This window comes from Acidovorax kalamii, assembly GCF_002245625.1.
In the GTDB taxonomy this organism is placed as follows: Bacteria; Pseudomonadota; Gammaproteobacteria; order Burkholderiales; family Burkholderiaceae_C; genus Acidovorax; species Acidovorax kalamii.
In genome coordinates, this window is the sequence record NZ_NOIG01000012.1 from 14,968 (window position 1) to 37,097 (window position 22,130).

Sequence of the window (22,130 nt, forward strand, 5' to 3'; positions counted from 1 at the left end):
AACCCATGCCACACCCTTCCATCAAGCAGCTCGAAGCCTTCTGGTGGGCCGCTACCTGCGCCAACTTCACCACTGCTGCAGACCGCGTGCATGTGTCGGTGTCGTCGCTGTCCAAGCGCATCGCTGAGCTGGAGTCGGTGCTGGGCCAGCCACTGTTTGACCGCAGCGGCCACCGTGCCGTGCTCACCGAAGCGGGCGAGCGCCTGCTGCCTGCAGCGCTTGATGTGCTCCAGGCCATGGCGGCGCTGGGCCAGGCGGTGGATGTACGCGCGGCACTGACCGGCCGGTGCCGTTTCGGGGTGGGAGATCTCTCGGCGCTCACCTGGCTGCCCGCGTTTGTGGCTGCGGCCCGGCAAGCCCATCCCCGCTTGGTGCTGGAGCCCCTGGTGGATGTGGGCAGCGTGCTGGAACGCCGCCTGGACGATGGTGAGCTGGACTTTGCCGTGATCGCCGGGCGCTCATCCCGCAGCAGCCTGCTGTCGCAGCCCATAGGCGCAGCCCACTTCACCTGGGCGGCCGCATCAGGCCTGCCCGGCGCGGGCCGGATGGGCGCAGGGGCCTTGCTGCAGCGCCATGCCCTGGTGACCCTCCCCCCCGGCGCGGGCACCACGCGGCTGCTGGACGACTGGCTGCTGGCGCACCGCGTCACAGCGCCTGAGCGCATCCTGTGCAACAGCTGGGGGGCCGTGGCGGGAATGCTGCGCGCGGGTGTGGGTGTGGGTTTTTTGCCGGCTGGCTGGGTCCACACCCTGGGCCTGCGTGCCGTGGGTGGGCGCACGCCGCTGGCGCCCCTGCACTACGCATACCAATGGCGGCGGGGCGATACGCGGGCGCTGGTGGCGGCGATGTTGCGCCTGGCCCAGGCACAGGTGGATTTTTCAGCCCCGCCTGCCCTGGCGGCCTGAGCCCCTGCACAAGGCTTTACTCGTTCCCATGGCACCCATACGCGCACGCCTGCATGAACGGGAAGTGAAAAACACAACGGGCCGCAAGGGCCCGCTGTAGGAGTCGATGAATCAGACAAGCCCGAGCGGACCTGCCGGGCTGTCTCACGCGGCCTCAGGCCTGCAGCACAGTCTGGCCGCCCAGGTAGGGGCGCAGCACCTCGGGCACCACCACACTGCCGTCGGCCTGCTGGTAGTTGTAGTTCCGGCACGCTTCGCTTCACTTTCGCGCTGCGAAAGTGAGCCTACACAGAAACTATCCGCTCAGGTCGGAGCAAGCTCCGACACTCCGCCCATGTATGGGCGGAGAACGGACGGAACCTCGACGGTTCCGTCCGCACGTTGATAGTTTTCCAACACCGCCACCAGCGTGCGGCCCACGGCCAGGCCGGAACCGTTCAGGGTGTGCAGCAGCTCGTTCTTGCCTTGTGTGTTCTTGAAGCGGGCTTGCAGGCGGCGTGCCTGGAAGGCTTCGCAGTTGCTCACAGAGCTGATTTCGCGGTAGGTGTTTTGCGCGGGCAGCCACACTTCCAGGTCGTAGGTCTTGGCGGCGCCAAAGCCCATGTCGCCCGTGCACAGGCTCATCACGCGGTAGGGCAGGCCCAGCTTCTGCAGCACGGCTTCGGCGTGGCACGTCATTTCTTCGAGCGCTTCGTAGCTCTTGTCGGGGTGCACGATTTGCACCATCTCGACCTTGTCGAACTGGTGCTGGCGGATCATGCCGCGCGTGTCGCGGCCGTAGCTGCCCGCTTCGGAGCGGAAGCATGGCGTGTGGGCCGTGAGCTTGATGGGCAGGTCGGACTCGGCCACCACCACGTCGCGCACAAAGTTGGTCAGCGGCACTTCGCTGGTGGGGATGAGGTAGAGCGCTGCGTTGTCGGGCACGGGCTCGCCGTCCTGGCCGCCCTTTTTGGCGGCAAACAGGTCGCCCTCAAACTTGGGCAACTGGCCTGTGCCCTTGAGCGAGTCGGCATTGACGGCGTAAGGCACGTAGCACTCGGTGTAACCGTGCTCTTGCGTCTGCACATCCAGCATGAACTGACTCAATGCGCGATGCAGGCGGGCGATGGAACCCTTCATCACGGTAAAGCGCGAGCCCGAGAGCTTGACGCCCATGTCGAAATCGAGCCCCAGCGGGGTGCCCACATCGACATGGTCCTTGACTTCGAAATCGAACTTCGCAGGCGTGCCCCAGCGGCGCACTTCGACATTGCCTGCTTCGTCGCTGCCCACGGGCACGGATTCGTGCGGCAGGTTGGGCACGGCCACCAGCATGGCCAGCAGCTCGGACTGGATCTGCTCCAGGCGGGCGGCGGATTGTTCCAGCTCCACCTTGCCTGCGGCCACCTGGGCCTTGACGGCTTCGGCGCCGTCCTTGTCGCCCCGGCTCATCAGCATGCCGACCTGCTTGGACAGCTGGTTGCGCTGGGCCTGCAGCTCTTCGGTGCGGGTCTGCAGCGTCTTGCGCTCGGACTCCAGGGCCTGGAAAGCGGACACATCCAGGAAGGCCTGGGGCTTTTTGCGGGTTTCCAGCCGCGCGATGGCGGTGTCGAGGTCTTTGCGGAGGAGAAGAATGTCAAGCATTGCAGGATTTTAAGGGGGTGGTCGGCCTGGGCTCAGGCGAGGTTTGCCGGGTCGAAGTTGGCGCCGCAAAGAATCAGGGCCACCGTTTCCTGCGGCTGGGGCTTGTAGGCGCTGGTTTGCAGCGCGGCCAGGCCCAGCGCGGCGGCGGGCTCCACGGCCAGTTTCAGCTCCTTCCACAGCCACAGCTGGGCCGCGCGGATGGCGTCGTCGGGCAGCAGCAGCGCGTCGTGCACATGGCGCTGGCTCACCTCCCAGCCAATGGCACCGATGCGCTTGGCACCCAGCGAGTCAGCGGCCACGCCGCCCACCTCCACATCCACCGGTTGGCCCGCAGCCCGCGCGGCATGCAGGGTGGGCGCGCGTTCGGGCTCCAGCGCGACCACATGGGCGCGGCTTTCCACCCACGCGGCCACGCCGCCGATGAGGCCGCCGCCGCCCACGCTGACCAGCACCGTGTAGGGCAGACGGCCGCCCTGCTCTTCCATCTCCAGCGCCAGGGTGCCCGCGCCCGCCACCACTTCGGGCTGGTCGTAGGCATGGGCCTGCAAGGCGCCGGTGGTCTTTTGGCGGGCCACGCAGGCTTCAAAGGCTTCGGAATACGCAGCGCCGGTGACGACCACCTCTGCCCCCAGGGCGCGCAGGCGGGCACGTTTGGCTTCGGGCGAGACCTCGGGCACAAACACCTCGCAGCGCACACCCAGGGCCTGGGCGGCCGCCGCCACCGCAATGCCGGCGTTGCCGCCCGAGGCGATGATCACGCCGCTCTCGGGCACCGGGTTGGCCAGCAGCCGGTAGAGCATGCCCCGCGCCTTGAAGCTGCCGCCCACCTGCAGGTGCTCCAGCTTGAGCCAGACCTCGGCACAGTCCACGCCCAACGACTTGCCAGACAGGCGCATCAGCGGCGTGGTGCGCAAAAAGTCGGGCTGGGTGGCCAGTTGGCGGCGGGCGGCGGCAATGGCGGCGCGGTCGATCATGCAGGGGCTCCGGATGGCAGGTGGTGTCAAAAGATGGGGCAGTGTAGGGGTTGCCCGCAACATGCAGACACAAGACTGACTGCACGCGCGCCCCACAACTGCCGATAACATGGACAGAGCAGCCCCATCAACGCCCGTTGCGGGCCTGCCTGCAGGAGGAAAGACATGTTCTTTGTGTTCGGCCCGTCGGGCCAGATGTACCGGGGCGGCCCGGAGAACCTGGCCCAGATCTCGTCGGTGCGGCGCGTGCAGCGGCCCCAGGCACTGCGCACCCGGGCGCTGGACCTGCCGGGGGAGCCCGTGCCCGTCTTCACCGCCCCGCCCCACGCAGCCACGGCAGAAGCCGCCACGCCCGCCGTGGTCAACCTGCGCCTGCAGGATGCCGTGAGCGCCTACGCACAAACCGAACAGGGCCCCCAGCATGCCCGCCAGCCGCTGACCCGGGTGAGCGACGTGATGACCCGAGGCGCGCTCAGCGTGCAGCCGGATGCCCGTGTGAACGACGCCTGGCAGACCCTGGCCGAGCACAAGGTGGCCCAGGCACCCGTGGTGGATGCATTGGGCCGCGTGATCGGCCTGCTGGTGCGCGCCGACATGGCGCCGCTGGACCTGCTGCCCGAACCCGGCGCCGTGAAGCAGGCCATTGACCTGGCCCGCCGCCCGGTGGCCGAGGTGATGGTGAGCCCCGTGCCCACCGTCTCGGCCGACACCGAGCTGCGCCGCGTGGCCGCCGTGTTGCTGGACACCGGCCTGCCGGGCCTGCCGGTGACGGACGAGGCCGGGGTGTTGTCGGGCTTTATCTCGCGCACCGACATCCTGCGCGCCGTGGCGGCCGACCCGCCGCTGGACCTGTGGAGCGGACCTGCCGTGCCGCTGTGACAAAAAATTTGAATAAAAATGGCCGCTACCGCGCGATGGTCAAGCGATGAAAGCTATCAATTCAGGAGCAAAAAAGGGCGCCTATGAGCGCCCTTCTTCTCGACTGAACCGTCTGACCGTCAGTGCTCAGTGTGCAGACGGCCCCGTCTCGGGCGTGCGCTCGCGGATCTCCAGTCCCGTGGCCGCATCGATCTTGAGCCCCTTGGGCAGCGGGAACTTGATGGTCTCCTCGATGCCCGCCATGCTGCGCACAGACACCGCGCCCAGCGCCTTGATGCGGTCGATGACCTGCTGCACCAGGATTTCAGGCGCGGAGGCGCCCGCCGTGAGCCCCACGCGCGAGCGGCCCTTGAACCAATCGCCCTGCAGCTCGTCGGCACTGTCCACCATGTAGGCGGTGGTGCCCAGCTTGGCCGCCAGCTCGCGCAGGCGGTTGCTGTTGGAGCTGGTGGGGCTGCCCACCACGATCACCACGTCCACCTGCGGGCTCAGCACCTTGACGGCATCCTGCCGGTTTTGCGTGGCGTAGCAGATGTCCTGCTGCTTGGGTTCGCGCACGTTCGGAAAGCGCGCACGCACGGCGGCCGAGATTTCGGCGGCGTCGTCCACACTCAGCGTGGTCTGCGTGACCACGGCCAGCTTCTCGGTCTGCGCGGGCTGCACACGGGCCACGTCTTCCACGTCTTCCACCAGGTGGATGCCGTGGTCGAGCTGGCCCATGGTGCCCTCGACCTCGGGGTGGCCCTTGTGGCCGATCATGATGAACTCGTAGCCCTCTTTGGCGAGCTTGGCGACCTCGACGTGCACCTTGGTCACCAGCGGGCAGGTGGCGTCAAAGATGCTGAAGCCACGCGCCTCGGCCTCTTGCTGCACCGCCTTGCTCACGCCGTGGGCGCTGAAGACCAGCGTGGCGCCCGGCGGCACGTCCGACAGCTCTTCGATGAAGATCGCGCCCTTGGCCTTGAGGTCGTTCACCACGTAGGTGTTGTGCACGATTTCGTGGCGCACATAGATGGGGGCGCCAAACTTCTGGATGGCGCGCTCCACGATCTCGATGGCGCGGTCCACACCGGCGCAAAAGCCGCGCGGCTCGGCCAGCAGGATTTCTTTCGGCGCCAGCATCACAGGATCCCGATCAGCTGCACTTCAAAGGTCACAGGCTGGCCCGCCAGCGGGTGGTTGAAGTCGAACAGCACCGCGCCGTCTTCACGCACCTGCATCACGGCCCCCGCGTAGCTGCCCTGGCCGTCGGGCGTGGGGAACTGCACCACATCGCCCACGTTGTACTTTTCGTCGGGGTCGCCCAGCTCGTTCATCAGCTTGCGGGCCACCCACTGCTGCATGTCGGGGTTGCGCTCGCCAAAGGCCTCGCCTGCAGGCAGCTCGAACGTGGTGCGCGTGCCTTCGGCCAGGCCCAGCAGACGCTGCTCCACGGCGGGCGACAGCTCGCCCGTGCCCAGCGACAGGGTGGCGGGTTTGTCGGCAAAGGTGTTGATCACATCGCCTGCAGGGCCCGCCAGACGGTAGTGCAAAGTGAGGAAAGAGCCCGGCTGGACGGTGGGCAAAGCAGCAGCGGTAGAGGTCATGACAGTCTCGATAAACTCCTGCGATTGTAGAAAACCGGGCAAAGCCCTACCGCCACCACCGCCGCTGGCGCGTCCCACCTCCTCGTTCCATGGCCCTCAAAGACCTGCCCGCCGACGCCCAGCCCCGCGAAAAACTGCTGGCGCGCGGCCCTGCCGCCCTGGCCGATGCCGAGCTGCTGGCCATCCTGCTGCGCACCGGCATCGTGGGCAAGGGCGTGCTGCAGATGGCGCAGGAGCTGCTGGACCCGCCCGGCATCGACCCGGACACCGGCGCCATCACCGGCGGCTTTGGCGGCATTGCCGGGCTGCTGCACACCAGCGCGGCCGACCTGGAACGCATCAAGGGCCTGGGCCCCGCCAAACGCGCCGAGCTGGTGGCCGTGCTGGAGCTGGCCCGCCGCGCCCTGGCCCAGCAGCTGCGCGAGCGCGAGGTGTTCGACTCGCCCGACACCGTCAAGCACTACCTGCAACTGCACCTGGCGGCCAAGGGGCACGAGGTGTTTGCGGTGCTGTTCCTCGATGCGCAAAACCGCCTGCTGGCGCTGGAGGAACTGTTTCGCGGCACGCTCACGCAAACCAGCGTGTACCCGCGCGAAGTGGTGCTGCGCGCCCTGCACCACCAGGCCGCCGCCGTGGTGCTGGCCCACAACCACCCGAGCGGCAACGTGCAACCCAGCCGCGCTGACGAGGCCCTGACCCAGACCCTGAAGACCACCCTGGCCCTGGTGGACGTGCGCGTGCTCGACCATGTGATCGTGGCGCCAGGCCAGGCGCTGTCGATGGCGGAAAAGGGCCTGGTGTGACCGCCCCTGCGCCCGCGCCGCCCCACCCGCCCACGGCGCTGCAAGCCGCGCTGGCACGCGCTGCGCGCACGGCGGCGGGCAGCCACGCCGCAGCCGCAGAGCCAGCCCCAGCGCCGGCCCCCACCGGACCCCGATCCACCCGGCGCGCAGGCCTGGCGGAGAAAAAAGCGGCGGCCAAGGCCGCCATGCGCCCGCTGCGCCACGCCCCCGCCACACCCGCCGCCGCAGACAGCCCTGCGCCACCCCGCCGTCGTGCCCCCCCGGCCCCGCGCCGCGCGGGCGAGCGCATCACCCAGCTGCAGGACCTGGCCACCGTGGCCCGCCGCCTGCGCGAAGAACAGGAACGCCGCGAGGCCGAAGACAAGGCCCGGCGCGAAGCAGCCGCCCGGGCCGAGGCCGAGCGCCACCTCTTCAGCCGCAGCGTGGGCCCCGTCACCCCGCTGCGCAACCCCAACCTGGCGCGCCTGCGCCGCCACCAGCCACCGCCGCTGCCGGTGCAGCACTGGCTGGACGAAGAACGGGTGCTGATGGAGTCGATCAGCGACGACTTCGACGTGAGCACCCTGCTCGACACCGACGACCAACTGAGCTTTCGCCGCCCCGGCATCGGCGTGGAGATCACCCGGCGCCTGCGTGCGGGCCATTGGAGCATCCAGCGCCAGCTCGACCTGCACGGCCTGCGCGTGGACGAGGCGCGCGAGGCGCTGGGCGACTTCATCCGCCAGGCCCACAAGGCGGGGCTGCGCTGCGTGCGCGTGGTGCACGGCAAGGGCCTGGGCTCGCCCGGCAAAAGCCCCGTGCTCAAGGGCCGCGTGCAGCGCTGGCTGGTGCAAAAAAGCGAGGTGCTGGCCTTTGTCCAGGCCCGGCCCATGGATGGTGGCGCTGGCGCGCTGGTGGTGCTGCTGCAGCCGGTGCTGCACAGAAACACATAAAAAAAGCCGCTACCGCCCGTCCATCAAGCGCTAGCAGCTATAAAAAGAGAAGCAACCCACTCCCATCCGGGGTGGCGCTGCTCTCTGCAGGCACTGCCTATTTGGACAGATCCACGGCGTACTTCGACACTCCCTTGCCCGATCCGTCATCGGCCGTCAGCAGCGTCACGTTCGCCAGCCCTGCGGCCTGCGCCACGGCCAGGGCATTGGCGCCCGAGCTGAACACCACCGGGCCCGCCACCGTGGCCTTGGCAAAGCGCCAGCTCTTGGCCGCACCGTGGGCCGCGCGGGTCACCGCCGGGTTCTTGCGGATGTAGTCGATCACCACGTCGCGGTTGGCATCCGGCGAGGCCCAGATGGTGCCGGAGCCGTCGAGCTTGTCGATGAAGCTCTTGCCGCTGGTGGCGCGGTAGTTGTTGGTGGCGATCACGAACTCCTGCGCCACATCGATGGGCTTGCCCAGATAGCTCAGCTTTTTGATGCGGCTGCCCACGGGCTGTGTCACGTCGATCTCGTACTGCACATCGGCCGTGGTGAACATGTCGAAGTTGTAGCCGGGGAAGCTGCTGATGAGCTGCTGCTCAGTGGTCTTGGCGGGGTCGATCTGGTTGAAGCGCTTGGCGGCGGCTTCGAGCCAGTTCTTGATGTCGCCACCGTTGACCTTCACCGCATACACCGTGTTGGGGTACAGGTACAGGTCGGCCGCGTTGTTGATGGCCAGCGGGCCCACGGCCACGTCGGTGTAGTCAGCGCCGCCCTGAAAGCCGCTCTTGAACGGCGCGCTCACCGACAGCACGGGCAGCTGCGCGTACTGCGGCAGGCTGGCCTTGATGTACGCCGCCACATAGGCCTGCTGCGCCTGGTTCACGATCTGGATCGCACCCGGGTCGCCCACATCGGCAAACAGCGTGCTCATGCGGAAGTCGGTCTGGCCGATGGGGGTCTTCACATACTGGATGGCCGCCTGGTGCTGTGGCTCGATCAGCGGTGCCACGGCCGGGTCTGCATCCACATACACGTTCGCACCCGCTGCGTTCTTGCTCTGGATGTTGCGCAGCTCGCTCTTGCTGGCGGACTTGTTGACCGCCCATTTCGCGCCGTCCCACTGCAGCGCCAGCTGCACCACACCCAGCGACTTGCCCCAGGAGCTGGCCATGACCGCAGGCACCCCATTCACGGTGCCCGCCTTGTGGTCCACGCCGGGCAGGTTGAAGCCGGGCGTGGCCGCCGTGTCGGGGAACACGCCGTGCTGGTGGCCCATCACCATCGCGTCGATGCCAGCCACTTTCGAGAGGTGCAGGCCGGGGTTCTCCATGGTGGGCGAATACGCCGCGCCATCCAGCCCGCCATGCAGCAGCGCCACCACAATGTCGGCGCCCTTGGCGCGCAGCTCGGGCACATATTTCGTCGCGGCCTCCACCGCGCCTTCGGTGCTCACCTTGCCTTCCAGGTAGCGCTTGTCCCAGTTCATGATGCCCGGCGTGGTGAAGCCGATCACGCCGATCTTGATGGGCAGCTTCACTTCCTTGCCATCCGTGCCCTTGGCGACCAGCGTGCGTTCGAGCACCGTGTAGGGCTGCACCAACGGCTTCTTCGTCTTGTTGCTGATGACGTTGGCCAGCACCATCGGAAAGCCCGCACCCGCGCATTTCTTGCTCGCGTCCACGCCATCCACCTCCAGGCCGCCACCCAGCACCTGATTGAGGAACGGCAGGCCGTAGTTGAACTCGTGGTTGCCCAGCGTGCCGGCGTCAAAGCCCAGCGCGCCCATGGCCTTGTACATCGAGAGCTGCTGCGTGCAGGGGATGGGGCTGATGGTGGCCTCGTAGTCGGCCAGCGCGGTGCCCTGAATGGTGTCGCCGTTGTCCACCAGCAGCGTGTTGGCAAACTCCTTGCGCGCTGCGCGCACCAGCGTGGCGGTGCGCTCGAAGCCATAGCTCTTGTCTTCGGCGAGCTTGAAATAGTCGTAGCTGCGCACGTTGAAGTGCAGGTCGGTAGTCTCCAGCACGGCCAGCGTGGCCGTGGCGCCCGCGTTGGTGTTGTCGCTGCCACTGCCACAGGCGGCCAGCGAGGCCGCAAGCGCCACCAGGCCCAGTGTGGCCACGCGGCGTGAAACATGCGAAGGAGAAATCAGAGAACCCTGTGTGCGTTCAGACATGAACAATCCCAGTTGGAAACAAGGGACCGAGTGTCTGGGCCGGGTTTGACAGCGGTGTGACGTGGAAAGCTGGCCGCAACACCCGCGCCGCATGCGACGGTCAGCGGGCCTTGCAGTGGCTCAATTGATGCGATGCACGTCGCCGTTGTGCGGCGAAGCGCTTTCGTGGAACAGGTCTTCGAGGAACTGCGCCAGCTCATGCTCTTCGACAAAATCGGGGATCACGAAGCCCGCGGGTGTCCGCTTGCCATCGGCCCCGACACGGTAGGCCTGCCACAGCGCGCCTTCGCGCCGCACCTCGACGATACGGCCGAAAACATGGAAACGCGGGTGGTTCATGGGATCAAAGCGTGTCAGGTGGGACGTGTGCGCTCCATGGCAACCGCCGACGGAGCAAAGCCCATTCTCGCAAAAAATTCGGCTGCACCTGGACGGCCAGCGCGGAGCACCCAGGTGGCTGCGGGCGCCTTGGCCACCGTTTTTTGCACCAACGCGCGCCCCAGCCCTTGGCCCCGAAACGCAGGGGCAACGACCAGCATGGACAGGTAGCCATTGCTCAGCCCGTCGGTAATGGCGCGCGCATAGCCCACCACCTCGTCCCCGTGCAGCGCCACCAGGTTGCATTGCGACGCAGCGACCAGCGCCTCGAACTTCGACAGAGTGCCTAGCCGGTGCGACCAGCCGTGCGCAAGCAGCAAGGCATACACCTGCGGAAGGTCCTGATCAACAAGGTCTCTGACCGCCATGGCCCCTAGCCCTGCAGCTCTTGCGGGTAGCCATCCCCGATCACCACCCAGGGGGCTTTGGAGTCCACGTGGATGTGCTTTTGGGGCGGCGTTTCGTAGGGCGTGTCCAGTGTGCCCAGTGGCACGGCCACCCAGTCAGCGTGGGCACCCTCGCTGTGCCACAGCAGGGGCGATCCACATCTCGAACAGAACGCGCGTGTGACCTGGGCCGAAGACTTGTAGGTGCGCACCATCGCCTGTCCCAACACAAACCGGTGGTGCTCACGCCGCACGCTGGCATAGCTGCCAAACGCCGCGCCATGCGCCTTGCGGCACATCGAGCAGTGGCAGTGCGAGGCGGCCTGCAAAAGTGCGGTGGTCTCGTAGCGCACGCCGCCGCACAAGCAGCTGCCACGGTGAACGGGTTCCGTCATGGTCATCGGGCTCTCCTGCGGTTTCTGCCAGGGGCCGTGCGCAGCGCCTGGCATCTGGCATCTGGCATCTGGCATCTGGCATCTGGCATCTGGCATCTGGCATCTGGCATCTGGCATCTGGCATCTGGCATCTGGTGCTGGGTGATCAGCGGGCCGTGGGTGCCACGGTGGCGATCAAGTCCACTTCCACCGTCGCGTTCTTGGGCAGCTGCAACACGCCCACCGAGGTGCGCGTGTGCGCCCCGGCGTCGCCCAGCACAGCGAACAAGACTTCAGACGCGCCATCGGCCACCTCGCTCTGCTGCGTAAACGAGGGCGCCGACTGCACATACACCGTGATGCGCAGGATGGACTGCACCGCATCGAGCGAGCCCAGCGCACGCTGCAGCAGCGCCAGCGCCCGCATCGCACACACCTTGGCGGCTTTTTGCGCATCGGCCAGCGAGGCCACGGCACCCGCCGCGCCCGTCACGACCACCGTGTCGCCCACGCGCGGAATCTGCCCGCTCAGGTAGACGTGGTGACCATCGCGCACCAGCGGCACATAGTTGCCGCCGATCTTGATCTCGCCATCGAAGCTGTAGCCCAGGGCCTGGGCCTGTTCCTCAAAACGCGCGTCGCGGGACATAAAAAACACTCCTCTTTTCACCACAAGCAGCGCACACCGTTGGGGGTGTGCACCAGCAAAACCAACGCGTTCGTCAGACCCCTTTGTTGCGCATCCAGTCGGCCGTGCCCATGAAGCTCTCCTTCAGGCGCGTGCGCAGCTCGGCGGGAACCCCCGTTTCGCCCATGGCCTGGTCCATGCAGGCCACCCACTGGTCGCGCTCCTTGATACCGATGGAAAACGGCATGTGGCGCATGCGCAGGCGCGGGTGGCCAAAGCGGCTCTGGTAGTGGTCGGGCCCGCCCAGCCAGCCGCAGAGGAACCAGAACAGCTTTTGCCGAGCACTGGCCAGGTCGCTGCCATGGGCGGCGCGCAGTTCGGCGTAGGCGGGCTCCAGGTCCATGAGGTCATAGAACCGCTCGACCAGCGCATGCACGCGGTCTTCGCCGCCGATCCATTCGAAGGGCGTGGTGGGTGGGGCGGCAGGGGACGAGGCTTCTGGGGTGCTCGATGCTTCAGAATTCATAACAAAACAGGCCTTTGCGCTTGTCCATCATACCCTTATAGCTATATTTTTAATAGCAAACAAAACAACCACCACCTACTCGGCCGCGCGTCGCAGGGTGTCCACCACGGGGCGCAGCAGCACCTCGCGCAGGCCCCACCAGCCGGCCGCCAGCGCCAGCACGGCGCCAGCCAGGGCACCCGCCAGCGGCACCCAGGGGGCGGCCGTCCAGGTGAAGTCGAACACATAGCGCGCCAGCGCCCAGCCCACACCCACCGCCACCGCGCTGGCCAGAAAGCCCGCCAGCAGGCCCACGCCCACCAGCTCGGCGCGCTGCACCTGGCGCAGCAGGCTGGCGCGGGCGCCCACGGCGCGCATGATGGCGTACTCGCGGGCGCGCTCCTCGCGTGTGGCGGTGACGGCAGCAAACAGCACCACCAGGCCTGCTGCAAGCGTGAAGGCGAACAGGAACTCCACCGCGCGGATCACCTGTTCCAGCACGCGCTGCACCTGGGCAATGGTGGCGCCCATGTCCACGTTGGTGATGTTGGGGAAATGGCGCACCAGGCCGTTGTCAAAGCCGTGGGTCTCGGGGGCACGGTAAGCCGCCAGGTAGGTCACGGGCACATCCTTGACCTCAGCCACCGGGTACATCACGAAGAAGTTGGCCCGCATGGAACCCCAGTCCACCTTGCGCAGGCTGGTGATGCGCGCCTCGTTCTGCACACCGCCCATGTCGAACAGCAGGCGGTCGCCCATCTTCAGACCCAGGGTTTCGGCAATGCCTTCTTCAACACTGATGGCGCCCTCTTCGCCGGGCGTCCACTGGCCCGCCACCACCTGGTTGTGCGGCGGCGCCTCGACGGCGTTGGAGAGATTGAACTCGCGGTCTACAAGGCGCTTGGCGCGGTCGTCGGTGTAGTCGGCCGGACCCACGGGCTTGCCGTTCACGGCCAGCAGGCGGCCCCGGATCATGGGGTACCAGTCGTAGCGCGCTACGCCGTTGTCCTTGAGCGTCTGCTGGAACGCATCCGCCTGGTCAGGCATCACGTTGATGACAAAACGGTTGGGCGCATCGGGCGGCGTGGCCTGGCGCCAGCTGCTGATGAGGTCGGTGCGCAGCAGCACCAGCAGCACCAGCGCCAGCAGGCCCACGGCCAGGCTGCTGACCTGCACCACGGCATAGGCCGGGCGCGCCGAGATCTGCCGCGTGGCCAGCACCAGCCAGCGGGGCGCGGTGCTTTCATTCACGCTGCGCCGCAGCAGCTTGACCGCCACCCACGACAGCCCCGCAAACAGGGCCACGGCCCCGGCGAAACCGCCCACGGCAATCAGGCCCAGCTTGATGTCGCTGCTCACGGCCAGCAGCAGCGCTGCAAACCCGGCCACGCCAATGCCCAGCACCGCCAGAGATGCAGGCTTGAGCCCGCCCACATCGCGCCGGATGACGCGCAGCGGCGGCACCTGGGCCAGCTGCAGCACGGGCGGCAGGCCAAACGCAAACAGCAGCGTGAGCCCCATGCCCAGGCCAAACGCCACGGGCCACAGGCTGGACGCGGGCAGGGCCGACTCCACCAGCCCCGCGAGCAACAGCACAAAGGCGTGGTGCACCGCATAGCCCAGCAGCACGCCCAAAGCGCTGGCAAACAGGCCCACCAGCGCAAATTCGGTGGTGTAGGCACCGGCAATGGTGCGCTGGCTCTGGCCCAGCACACGCAGCATGGCCGACGCATCGAGGTGGTCGGCCGCGAAACCGCGCGCGGCCAGCGCCACGGCCACGGCCGAGAGCAGCGCGGCCAGCAGGGCCACCAGGCTCAGAAACTTCTGGGCGCGGTCCAGCGTCTGGCGCATCTCGGGGCGGCCGCTTTCCAGCGACTCCACCCGCACGCCGTGCACCTCGGGCTTTTTGGCCTCGGCCACCGCCCAGTCGCTGAAGGCTTTGACGACAGGCGCGGGGCCCACCACGGCAAAACGGTAGGTCAGGCGGCTGGCGGGCTGCACCAGGCCGGTGGCAGGCAAGTCGCGCTCGTTCAGCATCACGCGCGGTGCAAAACTCATGAAGCCCGCGCCCCGGTCGGGCTCAATGACGATGATGCGCGCAATGCGCAACTGCGCATCACCCAGCAGCAGCTTGTCGCCCATGGCGAGGTTGAGCGATTCGAGCAGCGGGGCATCGACCCACACCTCGCCCGGCGCGGGGATGTCGCGCGTGGGCTGCTCCAGCGCGCCGGGGGCATCGGCCACCGTGAGGCGGCCGCGCAGCGGGTAGCCGGGCTGCACGCTCTTGAGCGCCACGAGCTTGCTGGCGCCGCCTTGGGCGTCGCTCGCGCGGCCCATGGTGGGAAAGCCAAGCGTGGTCACCGATTGCAATCCAAGTGCCTTGGCGCGCTCCACAAAGGCGGCAGGGGTGGGGTTGTCGCTGGCCACCACGGCATCGCCACCCAGCAGCTGCAAGGCATCGCGCTGCAGCCCGCCTTGCAGGCGATCGGCAAAAAACCCCACGGAGGTGAGTGCGGCCACCGCCAGCGTGACCGCCACGATCAGCAGGCGCAATTCGCCCGCGCGCAGGTCCCGGGCCAGGGTGCGCCAGCCAAGGCGCAGAAATGACAGGTTCATGGCATGGGACCTTAGCGCAAAGCGAACGGGCTGGCGGGCCGTGGGGTGTTTGGGTGGGGCGGGTTACGGGGCGCGGCTGGCAGGGGCTACCGCCACATTGCTGCCGCTGGCCTCGGGCTCCACCTGGGCCGTCTGCAGCCGCTGCTCCAGCGCCTGCAGCACCGGGGTGATCTGCTTGCCCACGCGGATCTGCGGGTTGGAGAAGCCATCGGCCTTGCCCGCCTCCACCTCGCGCTGCTGGATCAGCGGCACGGCCTTGGCAAACGCCTCGGTGAACGAGTGGGTCTGGCGCAGCTGCTCATGGAACACTGCGCGGCCAAAGAAGGTCAGCTCCGACAGCCTGCCGCAGCCATACGAGGTGTGCGTGGCGTCGGCCGCCGTCATGATGAGCGTGCTGTCGGTGGCCAGGGGTTCGATCCAGCCGCCCGAGTAGCAGGCCGACACCGCAATCACCCGGTTGCGGATGCCCGCTGCGTCCAGCGCCGCACGCAGCATCTCGGGCGTGGCGGGTGCCACCTGCAGCGGCCAGTGCGAGGCCGCCAGCGCATGGTCGCGTGCGCCGTGCGAGGTGAGGTACACCACCAGCAGGTCGTGATCGCGGTCCATGCGGGCTGCCAGCGCGGCCACGGCCCGCTGCAGGTTCTCAGGCGTGGCCCAGACGTGGGTGTCGGCCGTCTCGGCGTGGTTGAGCAGGTGCAGCACCCGGCCCTGGGCGTCAAAACGCTCCTGCAGCAAGCTGCTGACCATGGTGCTCTCGCGGCGGAACACGTTTTCGTCGGCATAGGGGGCGAACACCAGCCCATAGACATCGACCACACCGGGGCGCTCGGGCGCCAGCGCATTCACCTGCTGCTGCCACAGAGTTTGCTGCTCTTCAAACATCGCCTGGGTCAGCGCCAGCGGCACAGGCTCGGGCGCCTGCGCCTCGTCGGCGGCTGCAGCAGCTTCCGCCGACGCATCGGCCAGGGCCTGGACATCCGGCTCCCAGGGCTGGTCCTGGAACTGCCACATGCCCACCCCGATCACTGCCGCCATGGCCACAGAAAACGCCGCCGTGCGCCAGCGCGACTGGATGAAGCGTGCACTCACCACCACCAGCGTGGCCAGCACCCACAGCATGAGCACCCCATAGGCCACCCAGAAAACGATGGCCGCCACCGTGCCATCCCACAGGCTGGGCCGGTGCACGGCTGTCGCCATCAGGGCATACAGCACCAGCAAGGGCGCCAACGGGGCCCAGGCCGTCAACACATACCAGGCGGCCAGGCCCCCCGTGGGCGCGGGCACACCCGCCGACGCCACCGCTGCCGGGCTGGCAGTGGCATGTTGGGCCGGGGCCATGGCCCACCATGCCAGCCACAGCAGCACCAGCCCACTCCACATCGGCGTGAGCCAACCGCGCAAGTTGAACTGTGCGGGGCCCACCACCTCCAGCCGCGAGGCCGCCACCAGCAGGCCCGCACTGACCAGCGACAACACCAGCAACTGCCAGGGCGTGGGCGCAGCGGCGGCCGTGCGGGGCGGCAGGAACAACGCAGCCCGCAGGCCCTCGCGCATCCAGCCCCACAGTGACAAACCTTCGGCGGCGGCACCAACCGCAGCCTTCGGGGCCGCTGGCTGCTGCGCGGGGTCTTGCTGTAGACGATTCAGCGGGACTTCCACCTTGGAATGGGTCTCGGCAAGTTCGGGCCCCCACTGGCTGGGCAAGGTATCGGCCCAGGTGCTGCTGCTGGCGTTCAGGTCTTTCATGCGCGAATCATGCCATTGGGGCGTGAAGGATCAGGCACCAAGCCAAGTTAAACGTCCCCACCCGCCCTCGCCGCAGGCGCCACCGCCAGCTCCGGCTGCAACACCAGCCGCTGCGCGCCGCTGTAGCACACAAACCGGCGATTCGTCGCCCGCCCGATGGCGCACAAGCCCAGCTGCTGCGCCACCGCATGGCCCATCTGGGTCATGCCGCTGCGCGAGACCACGATGGGCACGCCCATCTGGGCGGACTTGATGACCATCTCGCTGGTGAGGCGGCCTGTGGTGTAGAAAACCTTATCGGCACCGGACATCGGCGTGGGTGTGGCAGGGGCGTTGTCCGCCGCCACTCCATCGGCCGCGGCGGTTTCCGGATTCATCCACATCCAGCCCGCAATGGTGTCAATGGCATTGTGGCGGCCCACGTCTTCCACAAAGGTCAGCAGCTCCTCGCCTTGGAACAAGGCGCAGCCATGCACCGAGCCAGCGGATTTGTAGGTGCTCTCCTTGAGTCGGATGGCGTTGACGATGCCGTAGAGCTGGGCCTGCGTCAGCTGCGCATCGGGCAGCGCAATGCGGTCTACCTCGTCCATCAGGCCACCAAACACGCTGCCCTGGCCGCAGCCGGTGGTGACCACCTTGCTGGCGGTGCGTTCCTCAATACGGGCAATGCCATGGCGCGTGTGCACAGCGGCGGCGTTCACCTCCCAGTCCACGGTGATGGATTCGATATCGAACACCGATTCGATCAGCCGCTGGTTGCGCAGATAGCCCAGCACCAGCAGCTCGGGCTGCGCGCCCAGCGTCATCAGGGTGACCAGCTCGCGCTTGTCCACATAGATCGTGAGGGGCCGCTCGGCGGGGATCTGCACCTGTTCGGCTTCGCCCCGTTCATTGACGACCTCCACATGGTGGGTGAGCGGCGCCTGGGCCTGGGTGAGGCGCGGCAGCACGGGAAGAGAAGGTGTTTGAAGAGACGGCGATGAGCGGTTCATGGAAGGAATATACGCACTCCCGGCATTGTCAGAGCCCTTTGAGCAGCCTCTCCAGGTCCTCCAGGCTCTTCTATGGTCAGCAACCCGTCTCAGCCACAAGAAGCCAGGCGCAAACACCCGACACCAGAGCCTGGAACCACCGCTGCCAGCCAGGCACAGGGCCGATGCCTCGCCAACGAGGGGAGAAAAAGCAGGCTGCGGCGGCATTCAAATGCTAGTCTCGGGCGACTGGGTCCTCCTGCTCGCGGTTTGGAGCGGCCTATCCCCCGCAGGTAGCGCAATTCGGGAGAGTTTCAATGCCATCAATGCGGCGACGAGTCGTCATTCTGTACAGCATCGGGCTGGCAGCCATCATGGTGCCCATACTGGCGGCCATTTTGCTGGCGGCTTACATGAGCGTGGACCGGCAGCGCGACCGGGCCAGCGCCATGGCGGCAGACATTCTGCACCGCTCTCACAAGGTGAGCGATCAACTGGCGCATGTCTTTGCTGAGCTGAGCACCCGCCAGACGCCAGAGCCTTGCGCGGAGCCAAACCTCAATCTCATGCGCAAACTGGTGATCCAGTCGAACCTTCTTCTCGACGTGGGCTACGTTGCGGATGAGCAGCTCGTCTGCTCCTCATTCGGGTCGATCGGCTATCGCCTGGGGCCCAAATCCTATGTGAGTGCTGCGGGCTACAACATCTGGACCCAGTTCGAACATCCGCTGCTTCCGGGGTCCAGGCTGGTCGTCACTGGTGACGCAAAGACGGGTTTCGCCGCGCTGGTGCATGAAGGAACTGTTCTTGATGGAGCAGCACTGGACAAAAAGCTGACCTACGGCGTGCTGGGAGTGGGCCGCAGGAAGGAAATTTTCCATAACGGGTTGTTCGATCCTTTGTGGTTTGACAAGATTGGCGACAAGTACGAGACCAGCTTCTTCGATGGCGCGGGCGTGGTCGCATGGAAGCGTTCAGACCGCTATGACTATGCCGCCTACGTGGCGATTCCGCGCAGTGAGATCGAGCACGATGGGTGGCGCGTATTGCTTGTGCTTCTGCCCATCGGCATCGGCGCAGCGGGGGTTCTGGCCTTTGTCGTCGCGCAATTGGTCCGCATCAACGGTGCTCTGCCTGCGGCCCTGCGCGTTGCACTGAAGCGCGGCGAGTTCTTCCTCGTCTACCAGCCCATCGTGGACTTGCGCACCAAGGAGTGGGTGGGTGCCGAAGCCTTGTTGCGGTGGCGCAAAAGCACCGGGGAGTTTGTCAGCCCGGATGTTTTCATTCCCGTTGCCGAGCGCAACCGCCTGATCGAGCGCATCACGCAAAGAGTCCTGGAGCTGGTCGCCTCCGATGCTGCGGATCTTCTGCGCAAGCGGCCGGATTTTCACGTGGCGGTGAACCTCTCGGCGCAGGACATCTGCAATCCAGACATTTGTGCCCGCTTGCGCGCAATCACCACAGCCATGGGCATCAACAACCAGTGCATTCATATTGAGGCCACAGAGCGGGTCTTCCTGCACGCGGAACAAGCACGAAAGTCCGTGGAAGCATTGCGCGCCCAAGGGCACTTGGTAGCGATCGATGATTTTGGTACGGGCTATTCCAGCCTTTCCTATCTCACCGAGTTCACGATGGACAGCCTGAAGATCGACAAGTGTTTTGTCGGCACGATCGGCCAGCACGCTGTGACGAGCCACGTCATCGGGCACATCATCGAGATGGCCAAGTCGCTGGAGTTGAAGATGATTGCAGAAGGTATCGAGACCGAGGAGCAGGCCGAGTATCTGCGTGCGCACGGAGTGCAGTTCGGACAGGGCTGGCTCTTCTCCAAACCCATGCCGATGCACGAGTTGGTTGAGCAATTGGCCTCGCGCCGCTCACCCGAACGACCTGTTGGCTCCTAGATGCGAGAGACTGCGCTCGGCACACTGCCCAGGCCTGGCCTGCCCCCCAGCACTGGCCGCAGGGAATAGCTGAAAACGCAGCCCCCACCCCCGGCAGCGAATAGTCACAGCACTGCTGGGGGACGCAATCTACAAACGAGCGGCCTTATGACAAATACCAAGTGACGCCTTGCGCAACGCATGCAGGGTGTCTGAAAAAACAAAAGCCGCGCCACCAGCGTGGACGCGGCTTGCAGCCCGACGGGCTGACTGGGAGCCAGAGCCCTCAGGATCAGGACTTGGACGCTGGCGTGGCCGCAGCTGCGGGCGTCTGGGTACTGGGCGGACTGCTGGCCGTGCCCGGCGGCGAATGGGCGCCAGCGGCTTCGGCAGGCTTGGCGGCGGGCGGCGTGTAGGCAAAGGGGCCGGGGTCAGCGCAGGCGGCCGTCCCTGCGGCGGCAGGCTTGGCCGAGGGTGTTGTCTTGCGGTAGTGCGCTGCCACCTTGTCTTGCGAGAGGCAGAGCTTGTAGTTGTCCACCTTGCCGGCCCAGGCAGTCTTGGCAGCGGCTTCTGCAGCCTTGGCGGCGGCCTCGGGCGACGGGGCGGGCAGCTTGGCGGATGCCAGGGTACACACACCTGCCGCGCACAGTGCCAGAGCCAGGGAGCGGGTAGTTCGTGTCGTCGTCATCATGGTGCGGGTCCTCATACCTGCGCGGGCTGCTGGCCCGCAGATGCTGTGACGGCATCGGCCGCTGGCTGGCTGGCGCTGCGCTGGCGCGGGATCTTGCCCGCCTGCACGTCGTCGTACCAAAGCTCATGGTGCTCCTTGGCCCAGCCTTCGCTCACGTAGCCGGTGCGCATGGCCTTGTAGGCGCCCTTCATGCCCACCGTGCCCATGTAGATGTGGCCACAGATCAACGCCATCATCCAGATGGCCAGGGTTGCGTGGATCATGTGGGCGATCTGCATGTCGCCACGCACGTCGCCAAAGCCGGGAATGAGCTTGTCGAGCACCAGGCCCGTGGCCACAACAAAGATGCCGGGGATGGTGATGCCCCACCAGAACAGGCCCTTCTCGCCCGCATTGAAACGGTGTGAAGGCACTTCGTGGTCGCCCTTGCCCAGCATTCCACCGCCCTTGGCCAGCCAGACAAAGTCGGCGCGGTTGGCGATGTTGTCCTTGATGAAGGTGAGGATGATCACCAGCAGCGACACGGCAAACAGCGGGCCCACGAAGTTGTGCACGTTCTTGAGCGCATAGGTCAACCAGCCAAACAGCGTGCTCCCCAGGATGGGCAGCAGGAAGAACTTGCCAAACGCCATCACGATGCCGGAGATGGCCAGCGCGATGAAGGCAAACGCATTGGCCCAGTGGGCCGCGCGCTCGAACGGGGTGAAACGCTCGATGCGGCGGGGACCGGTGCCGTCGGGGTGCTCATGCCCCAGCGGGCCCTTCACAAAGTAGAAGATGCCCAGGGCCAGCAGCACGATGGCAAACAGTGCAGCGCCGTAAGGAATGATCCAGTGGTTGCGCACCTGGCGCCAGGCCTCGCCCGCGTTGGTAACGCGCGAGCCGGGGTACTGCACAAACGGCTGGATCAGGTTGCCCGCCTCGGGCGCCTGGGTTGTGGGCAAGCTGCTGTAGCCCGTCACGCCCTGCCCCACCTGGCGCCACATGGGCGCGTTGTTGCCGGGCTGCACCTTGGCGCGCTCGCCGTTGGTCTGCTCGGCATACTTGGGGTCGGCGCTGGCGTCGGGTTTGACTTCGAAGATGTTCTGGCTCTGGATGCCACCGGGCGCAGGGGCTGCAGCAGGGGCCGCAGCCGCTGGCGCCTGCTGCGCAAACGCAGCACCACCTGACAACCCGGCCAGACCCGCCACCAGGGCCAAGGACCACACGATGTGTTTCATGGTGGGCCTCACTTCGTTTGGCTGCGGGTGTACTCGTTCTGGCCGTACTGCTGGCGGGCCTTCAGCTGGGCTTCCCAACTGGCTTTGTCACCCGCCTTCCAGCCCGGTTCGGTGAAGTTGCTGCCGGTGCCTGCATAGGGTGCGGCATCGCTGCGGATGCCTGCGCCGGTCTGCGGTTTTTCGCCACAGGCAGCCAAGGCGCCTGCGGCCAGGGCGGTGATGACAATGAGATGCAGGCGCTGAATCATGACTTGCCCCCTGCAGGCTGGCCTGCTTGTTGCGAACCGTAGGCCGTGCCCCAGCCCCACACTTCAGCGCCCTTGCCACGCTGTACCACACGGTTGCGGAAGATGTCTGCCACCACATCGCCATCCCCGGCCAGCAGCGCCTTGGTCGAGCACATTTCTGCGCAGGCCGGCAGCTTGCCTTCGGCCAGCCGGTTGCGGCCGTACTTTTCAAACTCGGCCTGGCTGCCATGGGCCTCGGGGCCACCAGCGCAGAAGGTGCACTTGTCCATCTTGCCGCGCACGCCGAAAGTGCCCTGCGACGGGAACTGCGGCGCGCCAAACGGGCAGGCATAGCTGCAGTAGCCGCAGCCAATGCACACGTCCTTGTCATGCAGCACCACACCTTCTTCGGTGCGGTAGAAGCAGTTGACGGGGCAGACCGCCATGCAAGGTGCATCGCTGCAGTGCATGCAGGCCACCGAGATGGATTTTTCGCCCGGCACACCGTCGTTGAGCGTGACCACACGCCGGCGGTTCACGCCCCAGGGCACCTCGTGTTCGTTTTTGCAGGCGGTCACGCAGCCGTTGCACTCGATGCAGCGCTCTGCGTCACAGATGAATTTCATTCGTGCCATGTGT

Annotated in this window: 22 protein-coding genes; 5 read left to right on the plus strand and 17 right to left on the minus strand. The window is 66.6% G+C overall.

Annotation, left to right across the window (positions count from 1 at the left end; genetic code table 11):
- Positions 1 to 5: 5 nt before the first annotated feature.
- Positions 6 to 905 (plus strand): LysR family transcriptional regulator, encoded by a 900-nt coding sequence (locus CBY09_RS19570; RefSeq protein ID WP_094291254.1) that lies wholly within the window; start codon positions 6 to 8, stop codon positions 903 to 905.
- Between the two features lie 303 nt (positions 906 to 1,208).
- On the opposite strand, the gene serS is transcribed toward CBY09_RS19570, so the two are convergent.
- Positions 1,209 to 2,528: a serine--tRNA ligase gene (gene serS / locus CBY09_RS19575; RefSeq protein ID WP_094291255.1), complete on the minus strand. Its 1,320-nt coding sequence runs from the start codon at positions 2,526 to 2,528 to the stop codon at positions 1,209 to 1,211.
- A gap of 32 nt (positions 2,529 to 2,560) precedes the next feature.
- Positions 2,561 to 3,502 carry a threonine/serine dehydratase gene (locus CBY09_RS19580; protein WP_094291256.1) on the minus strand — a complete coding sequence of 314 codons (942 nt, stop codon included), beginning with the start codon at positions 3,500 to 3,502 and terminating at the stop codon, positions 2,561 to 2,563.
- A gap of 165 nt (positions 3,503 to 3,667) precedes the next feature.
- On the opposite strand from CBY09_RS19580, the gene CBY09_RS19585 reads away from it, so the two are divergent.
- A complete protein-coding gene (locus tag CBY09_RS19585; protein ID WP_094291257.1) occupies positions 3,668 to 4,381 on the plus strand; it encodes a CBS domain-containing protein in 714 nt (237 codons plus the stop codon).
- 126 nt (positions 4,382 to 4,507) lie between these two features.
- Here CBY09_RS19585 and ispH read toward each other — a convergent pair whose 3' ends face one another.
- Together ispH and CBY09_RS19595 are read right to left on the minus strand one after the other, a co-directional pair.
- Positions 4,508 to 5,503 (minus strand): 4-hydroxy-3-methylbut-2-enyl diphosphate reductase, encoded by a 996-nt coding sequence (ispH, locus tag CBY09_RS19590; RefSeq protein WP_094291258.1) that lies wholly within the window; start codon positions 5,501 to 5,503, stop codon positions 4,508 to 4,510.
- Entirely contained in the window at positions 5,503 to 5,967 is a 465-nt protein-coding gene (locus CBY09_RS19595; protein ID WP_094291259.1) for an FKBP-type peptidyl-prolyl cis-trans isomerase, read from the minus strand. Before CBY09_RS19595 ends, ispH begins: the two co-directional genes overlap by 1 nt.
- 89 nt (positions 5,968 to 6,056) lie before the next feature.
- Here CBY09_RS19595 and radC point away from each other — a divergent pair, with 89 nt between their 5' ends.
- Both radC and CBY09_RS19605 read left to right on the plus strand, forming a co-directional pair.
- Positions 6,057 to 6,770 carry a RadC family protein gene (gene radC / locus CBY09_RS19600; RefSeq protein ID WP_094291260.1) on the plus strand — a complete coding sequence of 238 codons (714 nt, stop codon included), beginning with the start codon at positions 6,057 to 6,059 and terminating at the stop codon, positions 6,768 to 6,770.
- Positions 6,771 to 6,955: 185 nt separating this feature from the next.
- Complete coding sequence (locus CBY09_RS19605) at positions 6,956 to 7,702, plus strand: Smr/MutS family protein (protein WP_420807468.1); 747 nt, start codon at positions 6,956 to 6,958, stop codon at positions 7,700 to 7,702.
- 97 nt (positions 7,703 to 7,799) lie between these two features.
- Here CBY09_RS19605 and CBY09_RS19610 read toward each other — a convergent pair whose 3' ends face one another.
- From CBY09_RS19610 to CBY09_RS19655, 9 genes are all read right to left on the minus strand, one after another.
- Positions 7,800 to 9,860, minus strand: a complete 2,061-nt coding sequence (locus CBY09_RS19610) for a bifunctional 2',3'-cyclic-nucleotide 2'-phosphodiesterase/3'-nucleotidase (protein ID WP_094291261.1) — start codon at positions 9,858 to 9,860, stop codon at positions 7,800 to 7,802.
- Positions 9,861 to 9,980: 120 nt separating this feature from the next.
- Positions 9,981 to 10,199, minus strand: a complete 219-nt coding sequence (locus tag CBY09_RS19615) for a DUF7661 family protein (RefSeq protein WP_094291262.1) — start codon at positions 10,197 to 10,199, stop codon at positions 9,981 to 9,983.
- Between the two features lie 14 nt (positions 10,200 to 10,213).
- Complete coding sequence (locus CBY09_RS19620; protein WP_165773949.1) at positions 10,214 to 10,606, minus strand: GNAT family N-acetyltransferase; 393 nt, start codon at positions 10,604 to 10,606, stop codon at positions 10,214 to 10,216.
- A 5-nt stretch (positions 10,607 to 10,611) separates the two neighbouring features.
- A complete protein-coding gene (locus tag CBY09_RS19625) occupies positions 10,612 to 11,019 on the minus strand; it encodes a GFA family protein (protein WP_165773950.1) in 408 nt (135 codons plus the stop codon).
- Positions 11,020 to 11,164: 145 nt separating this feature from the next.
- Entirely contained in the window at positions 11,165 to 11,647 is a 483-nt protein-coding gene (locus CBY09_RS19635) for a RidA family protein (RefSeq protein ID WP_094291265.1), read from the minus strand.
- A gap of 73 nt (positions 11,648 to 11,720) precedes the next feature.
- Positions 11,721 to 12,152 carry a group II truncated hemoglobin gene (locus CBY09_RS19640; protein ID WP_094291266.1) on the minus strand — a complete coding sequence of 144 codons (432 nt, stop codon included), beginning with the start codon at positions 12,150 to 12,152 and terminating at the stop codon, positions 11,721 to 11,723.
- 75 nt (positions 12,153 to 12,227) lie between these two features.
- Entirely contained in the window at positions 12,228 to 14,747 is a 2,520-nt protein-coding gene (locus CBY09_RS19645; RefSeq protein WP_094291267.1) for an ABC transporter permease, read from the minus strand.
- Positions 14,748 to 14,810: 63 nt separating this feature from the next.
- Entirely contained in the window at positions 14,811 to 16,496 is a 1,686-nt protein-coding gene (locus tag CBY09_RS19650; protein ID WP_094291268.1) for a C13 family peptidase, read from the minus strand.
- Between the two features lie 47 nt (positions 16,497 to 16,543).
- Positions 16,544 to 17,488, minus strand: a complete 945-nt coding sequence (locus CBY09_RS19655; protein ID WP_094291269.1) for a formate dehydrogenase accessory sulfurtransferase FdhD — start codon at positions 17,486 to 17,488, stop codon at positions 16,544 to 16,546.
- A gap of 296 nt (positions 17,489 to 17,784) precedes the next feature.
- On the opposite strand from CBY09_RS19655, the gene CBY09_RS19660 reads away from it, so the two are divergent.
- Positions 17,785 to 19,374: an EAL domain-containing protein gene (locus CBY09_RS19660; RefSeq protein ID WP_094291270.1), complete on the plus strand. Its 1,590-nt coding sequence runs from the start codon at positions 17,785 to 17,787 to the stop codon at positions 19,372 to 19,374.
- A 271-nt stretch (positions 19,375 to 19,645) separates the two neighbouring features.
- Here CBY09_RS19660 and CBY09_RS19665 read toward each other — a convergent pair whose 3' ends face one another.
- From CBY09_RS19665 to fdh3B, 4 genes are read right to left on the minus strand one after another with little or no spacing between them, the layout of a single operon-like run.
- A complete protein-coding gene (locus CBY09_RS19665) occupies positions 19,646 to 20,044 on the minus strand; it encodes a hypothetical protein (RefSeq protein ID WP_420807465.1) in 399 nt (132 codons plus the stop codon).
- 11 nt (positions 20,045 to 20,055) lie between these two features.
- A complete protein-coding gene (locus tag CBY09_RS19670; protein WP_094291271.1) occupies positions 20,056 to 21,264 on the minus strand; it encodes a formate dehydrogenase subunit gamma in 1,209 nt (402 codons plus the stop codon).
- Between the two features lie 8 nt (positions 21,265 to 21,272).
- Positions 21,273 to 21,512 carry a hypothetical protein gene (locus CBY09_RS19675; RefSeq protein ID WP_094291272.1) on the minus strand — a complete coding sequence of 80 codons (240 nt, stop codon included), beginning with the start codon at positions 21,510 to 21,512 and terminating at the stop codon, positions 21,273 to 21,275.
- A complete protein-coding gene (gene fdh3B, locus CBY09_RS19680; RefSeq protein WP_094291273.1) occupies positions 21,509 to 22,126 on the minus strand; it encodes a formate dehydrogenase FDH3 subunit beta in 618 nt (205 codons plus the stop codon). Before fdh3B ends, CBY09_RS19675 begins: the two co-directional genes overlap by 4 nt.
- Between the last annotated feature and the right edge of the window lie 4 nt (positions 22,127 to 22,130).

What these genes read in the sequence shown, in the direction of transcription:
- CBY09_RS19640 (WP_094291266.1), bottom strand. Translation starts at nt 12,152, where the DNA reads ATGAATTCTGAAGCATCGAGCACCCCAGAAGCCTCGTCCCCTGCCGCC.
- CBY09_RS19580 (WP_094291256.1), bottom strand. Translation starts at nt 3,502, where the DNA reads ATGATCGACCGCGCCGCCATTGCCGCCGCCCGCCGCCAACTGGCCACC.
- CBY09_RS19635 (WP_094291265.1), bottom strand. Translation starts at nt 11,647, where the DNA reads ATGTCCCGCGACGCGCGTTTTGAGGAACAGGCCCAGGCCCTGGGCTAC.
- CBY09_RS19655 (WP_094291269.1), bottom strand. Translation starts at nt 17,488, where the DNA reads ATGAACCGCTCATCGCCGTCTCTTCAAACACCTTCTCTTCCCGTGCTG.
- radC (WP_094291260.1), top strand. Translation starts at nt 6,057, where the DNA reads ATGGCCCTCAAAGACCTGCCCGCCGACGCCCAGCCCCGCGAAAAACTG.
- ispH (WP_094291258.1), bottom strand. Translation starts at nt 5,503, where the DNA reads ATGCTGGCGCCGAAAGAAATCCTGCTGGCCGAGCCGCGCGGCTTTTGC.
- CBY09_RS19610 (WP_094291261.1), bottom strand. Translation starts at nt 9,860, where the DNA reads ATGTCTGAACGCACACAGGGTTCTCTGATTTCTCCTTCGCATGTTTCA.
- CBY09_RS19675 (WP_094291272.1), bottom strand. Translation starts at nt 21,512, where the DNA reads ATGATTCAGCGCCTGCATCTCATTGTCATCACCGCCCTGGCCGCAGGC.
- CBY09_RS19615 (WP_094291262.1), bottom strand. Translation starts at nt 10,199, where the DNA reads ATGAACCACCCGCGTTTCCATGTTTTCGGCCGTATCGTCGAGGTGCGG.
- CBY09_RS19620 (WP_165773949.1), bottom strand. Translation starts at nt 10,606, where the DNA reads ATGGCGGTCAGAGACCTTGTTGATCAGGACCTTCCGCAGGTGTATGCC.
- CBY09_RS19670 (WP_094291271.1), bottom strand. Translation starts at nt 21,264, where the DNA reads ATGAAACACATCGTGTGGTCCTTGGCCCTGGTGGCGGGTCTGGCCGGG.
- CBY09_RS19645 (WP_094291267.1), bottom strand. Translation starts at nt 14,747, where the DNA reads ATGAACCTGTCATTTCTGCGCCTTGGCTGGCGCACCCTGGCCCGGGAC.
- fdh3B (WP_094291273.1), bottom strand. Translation starts at nt 22,126, where the DNA reads ATGGCACGAATGAAATTCATCTGTGACGCAGAGCGCTGCATCGAGTGC.
- CBY09_RS19605 (WP_420807468.1), top strand. Translation starts at nt 6,956, where the DNA reads ATGCGCCCGCTGCGCCACGCCCCCGCCACACCCGCCGCCGCAGACAGC.
- CBY09_RS19665 (WP_420807465.1), bottom strand. Translation starts at nt 20,044, where the DNA reads ATGATGACGACGACACGAACTACCCGCTCCCTGGCTCTGGCACTGTGC.
- CBY09_RS19570 (WP_094291254.1), top strand. Translation starts at nt 6, where the DNA reads ATGCCACACCCTTCCATCAAGCAGCTCGAAGCCTTCTGGTGGGCCGCT.
- CBY09_RS19595 (WP_094291259.1), bottom strand. Translation starts at nt 5,967, where the DNA reads ATGACCTCTACCGCTGCTGCTTTGCCCACCGTCCAGCCGGGCTCTTTC.
- CBY09_RS19625 (WP_165773950.1), bottom strand. Translation starts at nt 11,019, where the DNA reads ATGACGGAACCCGTTCACCGTGGCAGCTGCTTGTGCGGCGGCGTGCGC.
- CBY09_RS19660 (WP_094291270.1), top strand. Translation starts at nt 17,785, where the DNA reads ATGCCATCAATGCGGCGACGAGTCGTCATTCTGTACAGCATCGGGCTG.
- serS (WP_094291255.1), bottom strand. Translation starts at nt 2,528, where the DNA reads ATGCTTGACATTCTTCTCCTCCGCAAAGACCTCGACACCGCCATCGCG.
- CBY09_RS19650 (WP_094291268.1), bottom strand. Translation starts at nt 16,496, where the DNA reads ATGAAAGACCTGAACGCCAGCAGCAGCACCTGGGCCGATACCTTGCCC.
- CBY09_RS19585 (WP_094291257.1), top strand. Translation starts at nt 3,668, where the DNA reads ATGTTCTTTGTGTTCGGCCCGTCGGGCCAGATGTACCGGGGCGGCCCG.